The organism is Pseudomonas baetica, from assembly GCF_051216495.1.
Taxonomy (GTDB): domain Bacteria; phylum Pseudomonadota; class Gammaproteobacteria; order Pseudomonadales; family Pseudomonadaceae; genus Aquipseudomonas; species Aquipseudomonas baetica_B.
On sequence record NZ_JBPKAM010000015.1, the window covers coordinates 51,886 to 67,069 of the forward strand.

General features: G+C 58.6%; 11 protein-coding genes. All 11 read right to left on the minus strand.

Annotated features, from left to right (window positions below):
- Positions 1 to 4: 4 nt before the first annotated feature.
- Positions 5 to 1,636 (minus strand): CTP synthase, encoded by a 1,632-nt coding sequence (locus ACSFE6_RS08305; protein WP_110966666.1) that lies wholly within the window; start codon positions 1,634 to 1,636, stop codon positions 5 to 7.
- 274 nt (positions 1,637 to 1,910) lie between these two features.
- Entirely contained in the window at positions 1,911 to 3,224 is a 1,314-nt protein-coding gene (tilS, locus tag ACSFE6_RS08310; RefSeq protein ID WP_435427146.1) for a tRNA lysidine(34) synthetase TilS, read from the minus strand.
- A gap of 133 nt (positions 3,225 to 3,357) precedes the next feature.
- Entirely contained in the window at positions 3,358 to 4,305 is a 948-nt protein-coding gene (locus ACSFE6_RS08315; protein ID WP_435427147.1) for an acetyl-CoA carboxylase carboxyltransferase subunit alpha, read from the minus strand.
- 139 nt (positions 4,306 to 4,444) lie between these two features.
- Positions 4,445 to 7,966 carry a DNA polymerase III subunit alpha gene (gene dnaE / locus ACSFE6_RS08320; protein WP_435427148.1) on the minus strand — a complete coding sequence of 1,174 codons (3,522 nt, stop codon included), beginning with the start codon at positions 7,964 to 7,966 and terminating at the stop codon, positions 4,445 to 4,447.
- Between the two features lie 77 nt (positions 7,967 to 8,043).
- Positions 8,044 to 8,670 (minus strand): ribonuclease HII, encoded by a 627-nt coding sequence (rnhB, locus tag ACSFE6_RS08325; protein WP_435427149.1) that lies wholly within the window; start codon positions 8,668 to 8,670, stop codon positions 8,044 to 8,046.
- 11 nt (positions 8,671 to 8,681) lie between these two features.
- Positions 8,682 to 9,812 (minus strand): lipid-A-disaccharide synthase, encoded by a 1,131-nt coding sequence (gene lpxB / locus ACSFE6_RS08330; protein ID WP_435427150.1) that lies wholly within the window; start codon positions 9,810 to 9,812, stop codon positions 8,682 to 8,684.
- A gap of 2 nt (positions 9,813 to 9,814) precedes the next feature.
- Positions 9,815 to 10,591: an acyl-ACP--UDP-N-acetylglucosamine O-acyltransferase gene (gene lpxA, locus ACSFE6_RS08335; protein ID WP_435427151.1), complete on the minus strand. Its 777-nt coding sequence runs from the start codon at positions 10,589 to 10,591 to the stop codon at positions 9,815 to 9,817.
- Positions 10,588 to 11,028, minus strand: a complete 441-nt coding sequence (gene fabZ, locus ACSFE6_RS08340; protein WP_110966659.1) for a 3-hydroxyacyl-ACP dehydratase FabZ — start codon at positions 11,026 to 11,028, stop codon at positions 10,588 to 10,590. The genes lpxA and fabZ overlap by 4 nt, the downstream gene beginning before the upstream one ends.
- A 108-nt stretch (positions 11,029 to 11,136) precedes the next feature.
- Positions 11,137 to 12,192 carry a UDP-3-O-(3-hydroxymyristoyl)glucosamine N-acyltransferase gene (gene lpxD, locus ACSFE6_RS08345; protein ID WP_435427152.1) on the minus strand — a complete coding sequence of 352 codons (1,056 nt, stop codon included), beginning with the start codon at positions 12,190 to 12,192 and terminating at the stop codon, positions 11,137 to 11,139.
- A 3-nt stretch (positions 12,193 to 12,195) separates the two neighbouring features.
- Positions 12,196 to 12,699 carry an OmpH family outer membrane protein gene (locus ACSFE6_RS08350; protein ID WP_110966657.1) on the minus strand — a complete coding sequence of 168 codons (504 nt, stop codon included), beginning with the start codon at positions 12,697 to 12,699 and terminating at the stop codon, positions 12,196 to 12,198.
- Positions 12,700 to 12,744: 45 nt separating this feature from the next.
- Positions 12,745 to 15,120, minus strand: coding sequence for an outer membrane protein assembly factor BamA (gene bamA, locus ACSFE6_RS08355; protein WP_435427153.1), 2,376 nt, complete (start codon positions 15,118 to 15,120; stop codon positions 12,745 to 12,747).
- Positions 15,121 to 15,184 lie beyond the last annotated feature (64 nt).

Here is a 15,184-nt window from a genome sequence, read left to right on the forward strand (position 1 = left end):
AGGTTCAAGCCTTCTTCTGGTGTTGAGCCAAAGCTGCTTTGACGAAACCGCTGAACAACGGATGACCGTCGCGTGGTGTCGAGGTGAACTCAGGGTGGAACTGGCAAGCGACGAACCATGGATGATCCGGAGCTTCTACCACTTCGACCAGGGCGCCATCACCGGAACGGCCGGAGATTTTCAGGCCGGCTTCCATGATTTGCGGCAGCAGGTTGTTGTTCACTTCGTAACGGTGACGGTGACGCTCGACAATCACATCCTTGCCGTAGCAGTCGTGCACCTTGGAGCCGGCTTCGAGCAGGCACTCCTGAGCGCCGAGACGCATGGTGCCGCCCAGATCGGACGCTTCGGTACGCACTTCAACGGCACCGGTGGCGTCTTCCCACTCGGTGATCAGACCGACAACCGGATGGCCGCTGGCGCGATCGAACTCGGTGGAGTTGGCATCCTTCCAGCCCATGACGTTACGAGCGAACTCGATCACCGCCACTTGCATGCCCAGGCAGATACCCAGGTACGGAACCTTGTTTTCGCGAGCGTATTGGACCGCAGTGATCTTGCCTTCCACGCCACGCAGACCGAAGCCACCAGGAACCAGGATCGCGTCGACGCCTTCCAGCAGCGCGGTGCCCTGGTTTTCGATGTCTTCGGAATCGATGTAACGCAGGTTGACCTTGGTGCGGTTGCTGATGCCGGCATGACTCATCGCTTCGATCAGCGACTTGTAGGCGTCCAACAGCTCCATGTACTTGCCGACCATGGCGATGGTGACTTCGTGCTCGGGGTTGAGCTTGGCATCGACGACCTTGTCCCACTCGGACAGATCGGCGCCACCGCACTGCAGGCCAAAACGCTCGACGACGAAATCATCGAGGCCCTGGGCGTGCAGGATGCCCGGGATCTTGTAGATGGTGTCGGCGTCTTCCAGGCCGATGACCGCACGCTCTTCAACGTTGGTGAACTGCGCGATCTTGCGACGGGAAGAGACATCGATCGGGTGATCGGAGCGGCAAACCAGCACGTCTGGTTGCAGGCCGATGGAGCGCAGCTCCTTGACCGAGTGCTGGGTTGGCTTGGTTTTGGTTTCGCCGGCGGTGGCGATGTATGGCACCAGCGTCAGGTGCATCAGCATCGCGCGCTTGGCACCGACTTCGAAACGCAATTGACGAATGGCTTCGAGGAACGGTTGGGACTCGATGTCACCCACGGTGCCACCGATCTCGACCATCGCCACGTCGGCATCGCCGGCGCCCTTGATGATGCGGCGTTTGATTTCGTCGGTGATGTGCGGGATCACCTGGATGGTTGCCCCCAGGTAATCGCCACGGCGCTCTTTGCGCAGCACGTGTTCGTAGACACGGCCGGTGGTGAAGTTGTTGTTCTGGGTCATGGTCGTGCGGATGAACCGCTCGTAATGGCCCAGGTCCAGGTCGGTCTCGGCGCCGTCGTGGGTGACGAACACTTCACCGTGCTGGAACGGGCTCATGGTGCCCGGGTCGACGTTGATGTACGGGTCCAGCTTGAGCATGGTGACCTTAAGTCCCCGCGCCTCCAGGATGGCCGCCAGTGATGCCGATGCAATGCCTTTCCCCAATGAAGAAACAACACCGCCCGTGACGAATATGTAGCGCGTCATGAAAAACCCTAGAAGTCTGCGTTAAAGCGGTCCGAGCCGCCGGGGAAAGCGAAGGAAGGCCGAAGCCCCCGATCACCTGCATTAATCACAGTGCACCTTTCAAAAAAACCGCCGCGTTGGGACAGACCGGAAGATGAAACACCGGTACGTTGCTCGCTACACATTTTTTGGAATCGCCCAGCAAAGACTGCTTGGTAATCGGCAACTCCTGCAATTCAGGCGAATCCACAGAAGTTGTATCAAGAAGGGAGCGTAGTCTACCGGAAAGCCCCATTCAGCTCAAACCTTGATCTTCGCAAGACGGCTGCCAATGCAAATGCCAGCCACCCACCGAACTGCCATCCAGCCCCGGAAGATTAGCCACCGCCAGCAATCGCTCGCCCTGGAACAGCAGCGGCAATCTGCCGCGCACAAACGAAGGCACGCCGCGCTCATTGAGCAAACGCTTCAAGTCGCGATGTCCTCGACCCGGTAAATCCATCACTTCTCCCCCTTCACGATAGCGGATCTGCAAAGGACCATCGGGTATTTGCCCGATGAAGGTGAGCACGCCATTGTCGGGCAATGTCAGCGGATGTGAGGGCGCAGACCAGACGCCAATGGGGGTTGGACTTTGCAGCCAATGGCCGGACAACCACCAGATCCGGCCTCCCGCTCGATGCAATTGGCCATCCGCCAGTCGCCAGACCGGTCGGGCGTCACCGGTGGCATCGCGCAAGTCCTCCCAACCCGACCAATGGTCGCTGTCCGGCAGCCGTGTCAGTGGCTCAAGCCAGTGACTAAGAGCGTTGCGCTGACGCGCGGCCGAAAGGCTTTCCAGTGATGCCAATTCCAGCGATGGCAATCCCAGCCAATCGAAGTCACTGGCGGTTCGTGCCTGGCTCAAGTCAATCCGTGCCAGATCATCAAGCAACCCCTGCGCTTCACTCAAATGCGCAGCACTGCGAGCCATGGATGCCATCGCCTGCGGCCAGCGCGAAGTCAAAACCGGGAACACCTGATGACGCAGGTAATTACGCGAAAATTGCCGATCCTGGTTTGACGGATCCTCAATCCAGCTCAACCGATGCTCCGCGGCATAGGCCTCCAGTTCCGCTCGGGTGACATCGAGCAGGGGCCGCAGCAGATGCCCCTGACCCAGCGGACGCTGTCGTGGCATTCCCGACAAACCTCTCACGCCAGCCCCGCGTAGCAAGCGAAAAAGCAGGGTTTCCGCCTGATCGTCACGATGCTGTGCGGTCAACAGTACTTCGTTAGGTTGAGTGATTTCGCTGAACGCCGCATAACGCGCATCCCGGGCTGCACGTTCCACACTGGCACCGGGCTGCACGTGCACTCGAACCACTTGCAGCGCAATACCCAGCGTTTCACACACCGACCGACAATGATCCGGCCACGCGTCAGCCGCAGTCTGCAGGCCGTGATGGACATGAATGGCGTTCAACGCCGGTAGGGATTGGTTTTTTGCGAGGTGTGCGAGAAGGTGCAGGAGGACGGTGGAATCAAGTCCGCCAGAGAAGGCAACGTGCCAGGTTGCGGCGTTGCGCCACGGAGCGAGATTCAGACGAAGCTTGGCTGGCAGACTCATATCGATCACTTCATGCAAACCAAATGTGGGAGCGAGCCTGCTCGCGAAGGCAGCTTAACATTCAACAGAACTGCTGGCTGTTATGCCGCTTTCGCGAGCAGGCTCGCTCCCACATGGATACAGCGTGGTCAGATCAGAGACCGTAGCTCATCAGGCGCTCGTAACGACGGTCCAGCAGCGCCTTGTGATCGAGCTTCTTCAGCATCGCCAGTTGCGAGCACAGTTCGGCACGGATCGAAGCAGCCGCTGCCGCCGGATCACGGTGCGCACCGCCCAGAGGCTCGTTGATCACCTTATCCACGATTCCCAGGCCTTTAAGGCGCTCGGCGGTGATGCCCATGGCTTCCGCGGCATCCGGCGCCTTTTCCGCGGTTTTCCACAGAATCGAAGCGCAACCTTCCGGCGAGATCACCGAGTAGGTCGAGTACTGCAGCATGTTCAGCTGATCGCAGACACCGATCGCCAGCGCACCGCCGGAGCCACCTTCACCGATCACGGTGGCGATAATCGGGGTTTTCAGCCGAGCCATGACGCGCAGGTTCCAGGCAATCGCCTCGCTCTGGTTACGCTCTTCAGCGTCGATACCTGGGTAAGCACCCGGGGTGTCGATGAAGGTCAGGATCGGCATTTTGAAGCGTTCGGCCATCTCCATCAGGCGGCAGGCCTTGCGGTAGCCTTCCGGACGCGGCATACCGAAGTTGCGGCGAACCTTTTCGCGCACTTCGCGACCTTTCTGGTGGCCGATGACCATCACTGGCTGGTCGTCCAGTCGGGCAATACCGCCAACGATGGCGGCGTCGTCGGAGAAGTGACGATCACCATGCAACTCGTCGAACTCGGTGAAGATGTGTTCGATGTAGTCCAGGGTATAGGGACGCTTCGGGTGACGCGCCAGACGCGCGATCTGCCAGCTGGTCAGCTTGCCGAAGATGTCTTCGGTCAGCGTGCTGCTTTTGTCCTGCAGGCGGGAGATCTCATCGCCGATATTCAGCGAATTGTCATTACCGACCAAGCGCAACTCTTCGATCTTGGCTTGCAGGTCGGCGATCGGCTGTTCGAAATCAAGAAAATTCGGGTTCATAGGCGTCCGTCTTGGGTCGACGTCCAAGAGAGCTTGGGCCGGCCGGTTGTCTATTCGCGCCCTACCTTAAGGGAGAGGCGCGTTCAGGTCGAGATTAAAAATTCGGTCTTGGGCCAGGGCAAACTGATAGCACTGACCGTTAACGGTATTGGAGGAAGACGTTGTCTCGCCCGAACTGGTCACGCAGGGCTTGAATCAACGCATCCGCCGGATCGATTCGCCAGCCCTCGCCAAACTGCAACAAGGCCTTCGCATCGGGGCTGGTGTACTCCATGGTGATCGGGCACGCACCGCGGTGACGCTTGAACAGGTCGCCCAACCAGCGTAGCTGATCGCCCTTGAGGTCCTGGGTCTGGACTTTCAGACGCAGACTTTCGGCCAGGTTGGTGCGCGCATCTTCCATGCTCATCACCCGCTTGACCCGCAATCTCAGGCCACCGGAGAAGTCATCGTTGCTGACTTCGCCTTCGACCACCACCATCGCATCGGTCTGCAACAATGCCTGCGCGGAATGGAACGCATCGGCAAACAGCGACGCCTCGATCCGCCCCGAGCGGTCGTCGAGGGTGATGAAACCCATCTTGTCGCCCTTCTTGTTCTTCATCACCCGCAGGGCAATGATCATGCCCGCCACGGTCTGGGTATCACGGGCAGGTTTCAGGTCGATGATGCGCTGACGGGCAAAACGACGGATTTCACCTTCATATTCGTCGATCGGGTGCCCGGTCAGGTAAAGGCCCAGGGTGTCCTTTTCGCCTTTCAGACGCTCCTTGAGCGTCAGCTCCCTGGCCTTGCGGTGATTGCCGTAAACGTCAGCATCTTCTTCAACGAACAAACCACCAAACAGGTCGGCATGGCCACTGTCATGGGTACGGGCGGTTTGTTCGGCCGCCTTGATCGCCTCTTCCATCGCGGCCAGCAGCACCGCGCGATTGCGGTCGATGTTGGCCTGATAGGCTTTGGGCTCATCGTGGAAGTACGGCCCCAGGCGATCCAGCGCGCCGCTGCGGATCAAGCCATCGAGGGTACGTTTGTTGATACGCTTGAGGTCGACCCGGGCACAGAAGTCGAACAGATCCTTGAACGGACCGTCCTGACGCGCCTCGGTGATCGCCTCGACCGGCCCCTCGCCGACGCCCTTGATCGCACCCAGACCGTAAATGATCCGGCCCTCGTCGTTCACCGTAAACTTGAACTCCGAGGTGTTCACGTCCGGCGCGTCGAGACGCAGCTTCATGCTCCGCACTTCTTCGATCAAGGTCACGACCTTGTCGGTGTTGTGCATATCCGCCGAAAGAACCGCCGCCATGAACGGCGCCGGGTAGTGCGTTTTCAGCCAGGCGGTCTGGTATGACACCAAGCCGTAGGCAGCGGAGTGGGATTTGTTGAAGCCGTAACCGGCGAATTTTTCCACCAGGTCGAAAATGTTACCGGCCAGGTCGGCGTCGATATTGTTGGTGGCGCACCCTTCAATGAAACCACCACGCTGCTTGGCCATTTCTTCGGGTTTTTTCTTACCCATGGCCCGACGCAGCATGTCCGCACCGCCCAGGGTGTAGCCGGCCATGACCTGGGCAATCTGCATCACCTGTTCTTGATACAGGATGATGCCGTAAGTCGGTGCCAATACTGGCTTGAGGCCTTCGTACTGGTAGTCCGAGTGCGGATACGCCAGTTCGGCGCGGCCGTGCTTGCGGTTGATGAAGTCGTCCACCATGCCCGACTGCAGCGGACCAGGACGGAACAGTGCCACCAGTGCGATAAGGTCTTCCAGGCAGTCGGGCTTGAGCTTTTTGATCAGCTCCTTCATGCCGCGGGATTCGAGCTGGAACACCGCCGTGGTTTCGGCTTTCTGCAGCAGGTCGTAGGTTTTCTTGTCATCGAGCGGAATGAAGTCGATGTTCAAGTCTTCCAGGCCTTTCTTGGCCTGTTCGCGGTTGATGGTTTCCATCGCCCACTTGATGATGGTCAGGGTCCGCAGACCGAGGAAGTCGAACTTCACCAAGCCGGCCGCCTCGACATCATCCTTGTCGAACTGGGTGACCAGGCCACCGCCCTCTTCATCACAGGCGATCGGCGAAAAATCCGTGAGCTTGGTCGGGGCAATGACCACACCACCGGCGTGCTTGCCGGTACCCCGGCAGACACCCTCGAGCTTGCGGGCCATGTCCCAGATTTCCTTGGCGTCTTCGTCGACCTTGAGGAAATCTCGAAGCACCTCTTCCTGCTCGTAGGCCTTCTCCAGGGTCATGCCGACCTCGAAGGGGATCATCTTCGACAGGCGATCGGCCAAACCGTATGACTTGCCCTGCACCCGCGCCACGTCGCGCACCACCGCCTTGGCCGCCATGGTGCCGAACGTGATGATCTGGCTTACCGCGTTTCGGCCGTAGGCGTCGGCCACGTACTCGATCACCCGATCGCGACCGTCCATGCAGAAGTCGACGTCGAAGTCGGGCATGGAGACCCGTTCCGGGTTGAGGAAACGTTCGAACAGCAGGTCATAGGCCAGCGGATCAAGGTCGGTAATCTTCAGCACGTAGGCGACCAGGGAGCCGGCACCCGACCCCCGACCAGGGCCCACCGGTACGCCGTTATTCTTGGCCCACTTGATGAAGTCCATCACGATCAGGAAGTAACCGGGGAACCCCATCTGGATGATGATATCCAGCTCGAACTTCAGCCGATCAAGGTAAACCTGGCGCTTCTCTTCGTAATTGGGGGTGGTGTCCTTCGGCCACAACACCGCCAGGCGTTCTTCCAGGCCTTCGTGGGAGACATGACGCAGGTAATCGTCGATGCCCATGCCGTTGGGCGTGGGGAAGTCTGGCAGGAAGTGCTTGCCGAGTTTCACATCGATGTTGCAACGCTTGGCAATCTCGACCGTATTTTCCAGCGCCTCGGGGATATCGCTGAACAGCTCGGCCATTTCCTCGGCGCTTTTGAGGTACTGCTGATTGCTGTAATTCTTCGAACGGCGCGGATCGTCGAGCGCCCGCCCCTCGCCGATGCAGACGCGGGTTTCGTGGGCGTCGAAGTCATCCTGCTTGAGGAAACGTACATCGTTGGTGGCGACCAGCGGCGCACCGAGCTTCTCGGCCAGGGCCACGGCGCCATGCAATTGTTCTTCGTCGTTGGGGCGATTGGTTCGCTGGATTTCCAGATAGAAACGGTCTGCAAATACCGCCATCCATTCACGCGCCAGGGTTTCGGCCTCGTCCGGGTTGCCGCTGAGCATGGCCTGACCGATCTCACCCTCTTTCGCCGCAGAGAGCATGATCAAGCCTTCGTTGGCTTCGGCCACCCACTCACGCTCGACAATGACCGAGCCATTGCGCTGTCCATCGATGAAGCCGCGAGAGATCAACTCGGTAAGGTTGCGATAACCCACCGGGTTCATGACCAACAGGCTGATCCGGCTCAGGGGGTTATCCGGATCCTTGTTCGACAGCCACAGGTCAGCACCGCAGATCGGCTTGATACCCGCGCCCATGGCGTTTTTATAGAATTTGACCAGGGAGCACATGTTGTTCTGATCGGTGACCGCTACGGCAGGCATGTTCATGCCGACCAGGGTCTTGACCAGCGGTTTGATCCGCACCAGACCGTCGACCAGGGAGTATTCAGTGTGCAGGCGTAGGTGAACGAATGAAGCCGGCATAGTGATCCTGCGTTAAGTCATGAAAACAACAAGGCCCGGATTGTACCGGGCCTTGGCAAAAAAAATCAGCCTCGCGACTAACTCTCGATCAGGCTGTCCCGTGCTTCGTAGGCAAGGCGTACCGGGGCGAACGAGCGCCGATGAATCGGCGTAGGACCAAGACGGGTGAGCGCTTCCAGATGAACGGGCGTCGGGTAGCCTTTGTGGCCGCCAATGCCGTACCCCGGATAGATCAATTCGAATGCCGCCATCTCGCGATCACGGCTGACCTTCGCCAGAATCGACGCCGCCGCAATGGCCGGGACCTTGCTATCACCTTTGACCACGGCTTCCGCACGCATCGGCAGTTTCGGGCAACGGTTGCCGTCGATCATCGCCAGCTTCGGCTGGATGTGCAGCCCGGCTACGGCGCGCTGCATGGCCAGCATGGTGGCGTGCAGGATGTTCAGCTCGTCGATCTCTTCGACCTCCGCGCGCGCAATACACCAGCTCAGGGCTTTTTCGCGAATTTCGTCGAAGAGCTTTTCGCGGCGGGCTTCGGTCAGTTTCTTCGAGTCGTTCAGGCCAAGGATCGGGCGGTTTGGATCGAGGATCACCGCAGCGGTCACTACGGCACCACAGAGCGGGCCGCGACCCACTTCGTCGATACCGGCAACCAGCTCTTCAACTTCAGCGACCAAGGTGAAGTCCAACCCCATTTGCATGCTTGTTTTGCTCATTGTGCCTGGCCGATCAGCTTCAGAACTGCGTCCGCTGCCTGATTCGAGGCATCGAGACGCAGGGTACGGTGGATTTCGTCAAAACCGCGAGTTTGCTCCTGACCACCCTCGATCAATGGCGACAAGGTCTGGGCCAACGCCTCGACCGTCGCATCATCCTGCAGCAGCTCGGGCACCAGCAGGCGCTGGGCCAGCAGGTTCGGCAAGGAAACGTAGGGACTTTTCACCATGCGCTTGAGAATCCAGAACGTCAGTGGTGCCAAGCGATAGGCGACCACCATGGGCCGCTTGTACAATAGGGCTTCCAGCGTGGCAGTACCGGATGCAATCAGCACCGCGTCACAGGCCGCGAGGGCCAGATGGGACTTGCCATCGAGCAACGTCAGCGGCAAGTCCCGACCGGCCAGCATTTCTTCGAGCTGCACACGGCGCTCAGGACTGGCGCAAGGCATGACGAACCGCACCCCAGGACGCATCGCCCGCAGACGTTGTGCGGTATCGAGAAACAGAGCGCCCAAGCGACCGACTTCACCGCCACGGCTACCCGGCATCAGCGCCACCAAAGGCCCGTCAGGCAAATTCAGTTCGGCCCGCGCGGCGGCGCGATCGGCTTCCAGTGGAATCGCATCGGCCAGGGAGTGCCCGACAAATCGCACCGGAACACCCTTCTCTTCGTAAAATTTCGCCTCGAACGGGAACAGCGTCAGCATCAGGTCGCAACCTTCGCGAATCTTCAGCACCCGCTTCTGTCGCCAAGCCCAGACCGAAGGGCTGACATAATGCACAGTCTTGATCCCGGCCTGACGCAGCTTGAGTTCGATGTTGAGGTTGAAATCCGGAGCATCGATGCCGATGAACACGTCCGGTTTCGCAGCAATCAGATCCGCCACCAGTTTCTTACGGCGCGCCAGCAACTCGCGCAACCGTCCCAGAACCTCCACCAGACCCATGACCGACAGGCGCTCCATCGGAAAGTAAGAGCTCAAGCCTTCGGCCTGCATCAACGGACCACCGACACCGATGAACTCGGCCGCCGGATGACGGGCCTTGAGTGCACGCATCAGACCCGCGCCGAGAATGTCGCCGGAAGCCTCACCCGCCACCAGCGCAATACGCAGATTGGCCATGATTAGCGGGTGATACCGCGGGTCGAAGACTGGATGGAGTCACGGAACACCGCGACTTCCGGGAACTGAGTCGCGGACTCCGCCAGTTCGGCGAGCGCCTGTTCGACGGTCAGCCCCTGGCGGTAAACCACCTTGTAGGCACGACGCAGCGCGTGGATGGCATCTTCGCTGAAACCGCGACGGCGCATGCCTTCGAAGTTCATGCTGCGAGCCTCGGCCGGGTTGCCGAAGACGGTGACGTATGCTGGAACGTCCTTGCCGATGGCAGTCCCCATGCCGGAAAAGCTGTGAGCACCGATACGGCAATACTGGTGGACCAGGGTAAAACCGGACAGGATGGCCCAGTCTTCCACGTGCACGTGGCCAGCCAGTGCCGTGTTGTTGACCAGAATGCAGTGATTGCCGATGACGCTGTCGTGACCAATGTGTGCATAGGCCATGATCAGGTTGTGGTCACCCAAGGTCGTTTCCGAGCGGTCTTGAACGGTCCCGCGGTGAATCGTCACGCCTTCGCGGATGACGTTGTGGTCACCCATCACCAGGCGGGTTTCTTCGCCCTTGTATTTCAGATCCGGCGTGTCCTCGCCTACCGAAGAAAACTGGTAGATGCGGTTGTGCTTACCGATTCGGGTCGGGCCTTTGAGAATCACGTGCGGGCCGATTACCGTTCCCTCGCCGATTTCCACACCTGCGCCGATGATCGACCAAGGGCCGACCTCGACACCGTCAGCCAGGATGGCCGTCGGATCGATGATTGCGCGAGGGTCAATCAAACTCATAGTTTGCGTTCCGCACAGATGATTTCGGCAGAGCAGACCGGCTTTCCATCGACCGAAGCCTGGCACTCGAACTTCCAGATCTGACGCTTGCAACTGATGAACTTCGCTTCAAGGATCAACTGATCACCCGGCAACACCGGCTGGCGGAAGCGCAGCTTGTCGGAACCGACGAAGTAGTAAAGCGTGCCGTCGGCCGGTTTCACGTCGAGCATCTTGAAACCAAGGATGCCGGCAGCCTGAGCCATCGCTTCGATGATCAGCACGCCCGGCATGATCGGATGCGCGGGGAAGTGACCATTGAAGAACGGTTCGTTGATGCTGACATTCTTGTAGGCGCGAATGCGCTTCTCTTCCACATCCAGATCCACGACCCGGTCCACCAGCAGGAACGGGTAACGGTGAGGCAGGTATTCGCGAATCTCGTTGATGTCCATCATTTCGGGGGGAAGCCTATGTAAAGATTGGGAGCGCGCGACTGATGCGCACTCCTCTAGCAAATCAAGGACGCAGTCTATCGGCTGTGCACACTTGATATGGAAATGGTATCAGCCATCTGATGAAGCATTACCGCCAGGGGTCACGTCCCCTGCTTGCTTTTCCAGCTGTCGCAAACGTCGCGCGATGTCATCGAGTTGACGGATGCGTGCCGCGCTTTTGCGCCACTCGGCTGCCGGCTGCATTGCCGTACCGGAAGAATAGGCGCCCGGCTCGGTAATCGAGTGGGTCACCATGGTCATCCCGGTGATGAAAACGTTGTCGCAAACCTCGATATGCCCAACCAGCCCTACGCCACCGGCGAGCATGCAATGCTTGCCGATTTTGGTGCTGCCGGAAATGCCCACGCACGCCGCCATGGCGGTGTGATCACCTACCTGAACGTTGTGGGCAATCTGAATCTGGTTGTCGAGTTTCACGCCATTACCAATGATGGTATCGGCCAATGCCCCGCGGTCTATGGCGGTATTCACGCCAATTTCCACATCGTCGCCGACCAGCACACCACCGATCTGGGCAATCTTTTGCCAGATACCCTTTTCGTTGGCAAATCCGAAACCTTCGCCACCGAGCACAGCACCGGACTGAATCACCACTCGCTTGCCGACGCGCACGTCGTGATACAGGGTGACGCGTGGTGCGAGCCAACCGCCTTCGCCGATGACACTACGGGCACCGATAAAGCAATGCGCACCGATAGTGGCACCTGCCTCGACCCGTGCTCCGCTTTCGATAACCGCAAAGGCACCGATACTCGCCGTCGGATCAACCACCGCATCCGCCGCAATCACCGCCGTCGGGTGTATACCGGCGATCGCCTTGGGCTTGGGATCAAACAGGTGAGACACGCGAGCGTAGGCCGCGTAGGGGTCAGGCACCACCAGTGCATTACCGGCAAAACCTTCGGCATCAGCGGCCTTGAGCAACAATGCCGCAGCCTGACTGCCTGCGAGGTACTTTCGGTATTGGGGGTTGGCGAGAAAGCTCAACTGAGCTGGGCCAGCCTCCTGCAAGGTGGCTAGCCCAGTAATTGCTTTCTCCGGGTCGCCACGGAGGGTGGCGCCGAGGAACTCGGCCAATTGGCCGAGCTTAATGGTCGCTGTCATGGATTACTTCAGCTGATTCATGCGCTCGATAACCTGGCGCGTGATGTCGTACTGAGGTTTGACATCAATCACTGCACCACGCTCGAAGACCAGGTCATAAGCACCTTTCTTGATGACTTCTTCCACAGCGCTGTCCAGTTTCGGCTTGAGCTGCTTCAGCATTTCGCGGTCGGCAACGGCTTTGGCTTCGTTCAGTTCCTTGGACTGGAACTGGAAGTCACGGGCCTTTTGCTTGAATTCAAGCTCCAGACGTTCGCGTTCGCCTTGCTGCATCTTGTCGCCACCAGCCATCAGACGATCCTGGATGCCCTTGGCACTGCTTTCCAGCGACTTCAGCTTGGTCAGCTGGGGACCGAACTTTTTCTCGGCATCCACGGCGTACTTCTTGGCCGCATCGGACTCCAGCAGCGCCATCTGATAGTTCAGAACGGCAATTTTCATGTCGGCAAATGCCGGGCCTGCTACCAGTACGGAAGCTAGGAGAACCAATTGAGTCAACTTACGCACGATGCACTCCTACAAAATCCATTGTCGTTATCTTGGGTCAGACGCTTAGAACGTCTGACCGAGGGAGAATTGGAACACTTGAGTTTCAGCGTCATCCGGTTTCTTGACCGGCATGGCCAGCGCGAAACTCAGAGGACCCAGTGCGGTGACCCAGGTCACACCCACACCGACGGAACTTGCCATGTTGCTCAAGCTGATGTCATTGCACTGCGTATTGGACTTCGTGCCATCGGCATTAACGACATCCGAGCATTTGGAGTCGAATACGTTACCCACATCCCAGAATACCGACGTACGCAGGGAACGTTGATCCTTGACGAACGGCAGAGGAAACAGAACTTCCACACCACCCTGGATCAGGACGTTACCACCGAACGGCAGCGGATCCTGGTCCGGGTCGACCGCAGTGCCAGGGTTCTTGCCGGTACTTGGAGTACTGCGAGGACCCAGCGTGCTGTCCTTGAAGCCACGAACCGAGTTGAAACCACCAGCGAAGTAGTTTTCGTAGAATGGCAAGCCATCGGTCGACCCATAACCATCACCATAGCCCAACTCTGTGTGCAGGCGCATGGTGTAGTTTTCAGTCAACGGCTGGAACAACTGGCCACGGTAATCGAGTTTGAAGAACGACAGGTCGCTGCCCGGCGTCGTGGTTTCCAGTACCAGGCTCTGGGAATGGCCACGGGTCGCCAGCACGCCCTTGTTCAGGGTGGACTCGGACCAACCGGCCGAGGCCTTGAAGTTCAGGTACTTGTCGCCTTCCTTGTTCACGAAGTCGAAGATCTCATCAACAGTGTAAATACCTGTCTTGATCTCGTCCTGCTGAACAGTCAAACCGAAAGTCAGACGCGAAGTCTCACTGATTGGATAACCAACGCTTGCACCCGCGCCCAGGCTGTCCACGGAATAGCTGGCTACGTCGACATCGAGGTCGTCATAGTCGGTGGTGCGATAGAACGCGTTGTAACCCAGGCTCACGCCATCGGCAGTCCAGTACGGGTCGACATAACCGAAGTTATAGCGGCTCTGGTATTCGCTGCGGGTCAGGCCGATGCTGACCTTGTTACCGGTACCGAGGAAGTTGTTCTGGGTGATCGAACCACCGAGGATGAGACCCGCACTCTGGGCGAAACCGACGCTGGCGGTAATCGAACCGGAAGCCTGCTCTTCCACGCTGTAGTTGACATCGACCTGGTCGTCGACGCCCGGCACGGCCGGAGTCTCGACGTTGACTTCCTTGAAGAAGCCCAGACGCTCAAGACGGGTCTTGGATTGGTCAATCAGGTAGGTCGAAGCCCAGCCACCTTCCATCTGACGCATTTCACGACGCAGCACTTCGTCTTCGGACTTGGTGTTGCCACGGAAGTTGATGCGGTTGACGTAAGCACGCTTGCCCGGATCGACAGCGAAGGTGATGTCTACGGTGTGATCTTCATCATGAGGCTGAGGCACGCCGTTGACGTTGGCGAAGGTGTAACCCTCGTTACCCAGACGACGGGTGATCAGCTCGGAAGTCGTGGTCATCAGCTTGCGAGAGAACACCTGGCCTTTTTGCACCAGAAGCAGGGACTTGACCTGGTCCTCAGGGACTTTCAGGTCACCGCTCAGTTTGACATCACGAACGGTGTACTTCTCGCCTTCGTTGATGTTGACGGTAATGTAGACGTGCTTCTTGTCCGGAGTGATGGATACCTGGGTCGAAGCAATATCCATGTTGATATAGCCACGGTCCAGGTAGTAGGAACGCAGGCGCTCCAGGTCACCGGAGAGTTTTTCACGCGCATACTTGTCGTCGTTCTTGAAGAACGACAACCAGTTGGTTGTCTTGAGTTCGAACAGGTCGATCAGGTCTTCATCAGCGAAAACCGTGTTACCCACCACGTTGATGTGCTGGATAGCGGCAACGGCACCTTCGTTGATATTGACCTTCAGGCCTACGCGGTTGCGCGGCTGCGGCACCACTTCCGTGTCGACGGTAGCCGAGTAGCGACCTTGGGCGACGTACTGGCGTTGCAGCTCGTTACGCACACCTTCGAGGGTGGCGCGCTGGAAGATCTCGCCTTCGGCCAGACCGGATTGCTTGAGGCCCTTCATCAGGTCTTCGGTGGAGATCGCCTTGTTACCTTCGATCTCGATACTTGCAACCGACGGACGCTCGACTACCGTGATGACAAGGACGTTGCCATCGCGGCCCAGCTGGATATCTTGAAAGAACCCGGTTTTGAACAGCGCACGCGTGGATTCCACCAGGCGACGATCATCCGCCTGTTCACCGACGTTCAACGGCAAAGCACCAAAGACGCTACCCGCGGAGACCCGCTGGAGGCCATTGACGCGAATATCAGAGATAGTGAAGGACTCGGCGTGAACTTCGGCGATCATCAATACGGTGAGAACCGCAGTTAGCAGCAGACGTTTCATGAAGTCCTTTCTTATTCCAACTGGCAATAAACAAACTGCCGCAAAATGCGGCAGATTCGCAATT

What these genes read in the sequence shown, in the direction of transcription:
- rnhB (WP_435427149.1), bottom strand. Translation starts at nt 8,670, where the DNA reads ATGCAAATGGGGTTGGACTTCACCTTGGTCGCTGAAGTTGAAGAGCTG.
- lpxD (WP_435427152.1), bottom strand. Translation starts at nt 12,192, where the DNA reads ATGACAGCGACCATTAAGCTCGGCCAATTGGCCGAGTTCCTCGGCGCC.
- fabZ (WP_110966659.1), bottom strand. Translation starts at nt 11,028, where the DNA reads ATGATGGACATCAACGAGATTCGCGAATACCTGCCTCACCGTTACCCG.
- lpxA (WP_435427151.1), bottom strand. Translation starts at nt 10,591, where the DNA reads ATGAGTTTGATTGACCCTCGCGCAATCATCGATCCGACGGCCATCCTG.
- bamA (WP_435427153.1), bottom strand. Translation starts at nt 15,120, where the DNA reads ATGAAACGTCTGCTGCTAACTGCGGTTCTCACCGTATTGATGATCGCC.
- lpxB (WP_435427150.1), bottom strand. Translation starts at nt 9,812, where the DNA reads ATGGCCAATCTGCGTATTGCGCTGGTGGCGGGTGAGGCTTCCGGCGAC.
- tilS (WP_435427146.1), bottom strand. Translation starts at nt 3,224, where the DNA reads ATGAGTCTGCCAGCCAAGCTTCGTCTGAATCTCGCTCCGTGGCGCAAC.
- ACSFE6_RS08305 (WP_110966666.1), bottom strand. Translation starts at nt 1,636, where the DNA reads ATGACGCGCTACATATTCGTCACGGGCGGTGTTGTTTCTTCATTGGGG.
- ACSFE6_RS08315 (WP_435427147.1), bottom strand. Translation starts at nt 4,305, where the DNA reads ATGAACCCGAATTTTCTTGATTTCGAACAGCCGATCGCCGACCTGCAA.
- dnaE (WP_435427148.1), bottom strand. Translation starts at nt 7,966, where the DNA reads ATGCCGGCTTCATTCGTTCACCTACGCCTGCACACTGAATACTCCCTG.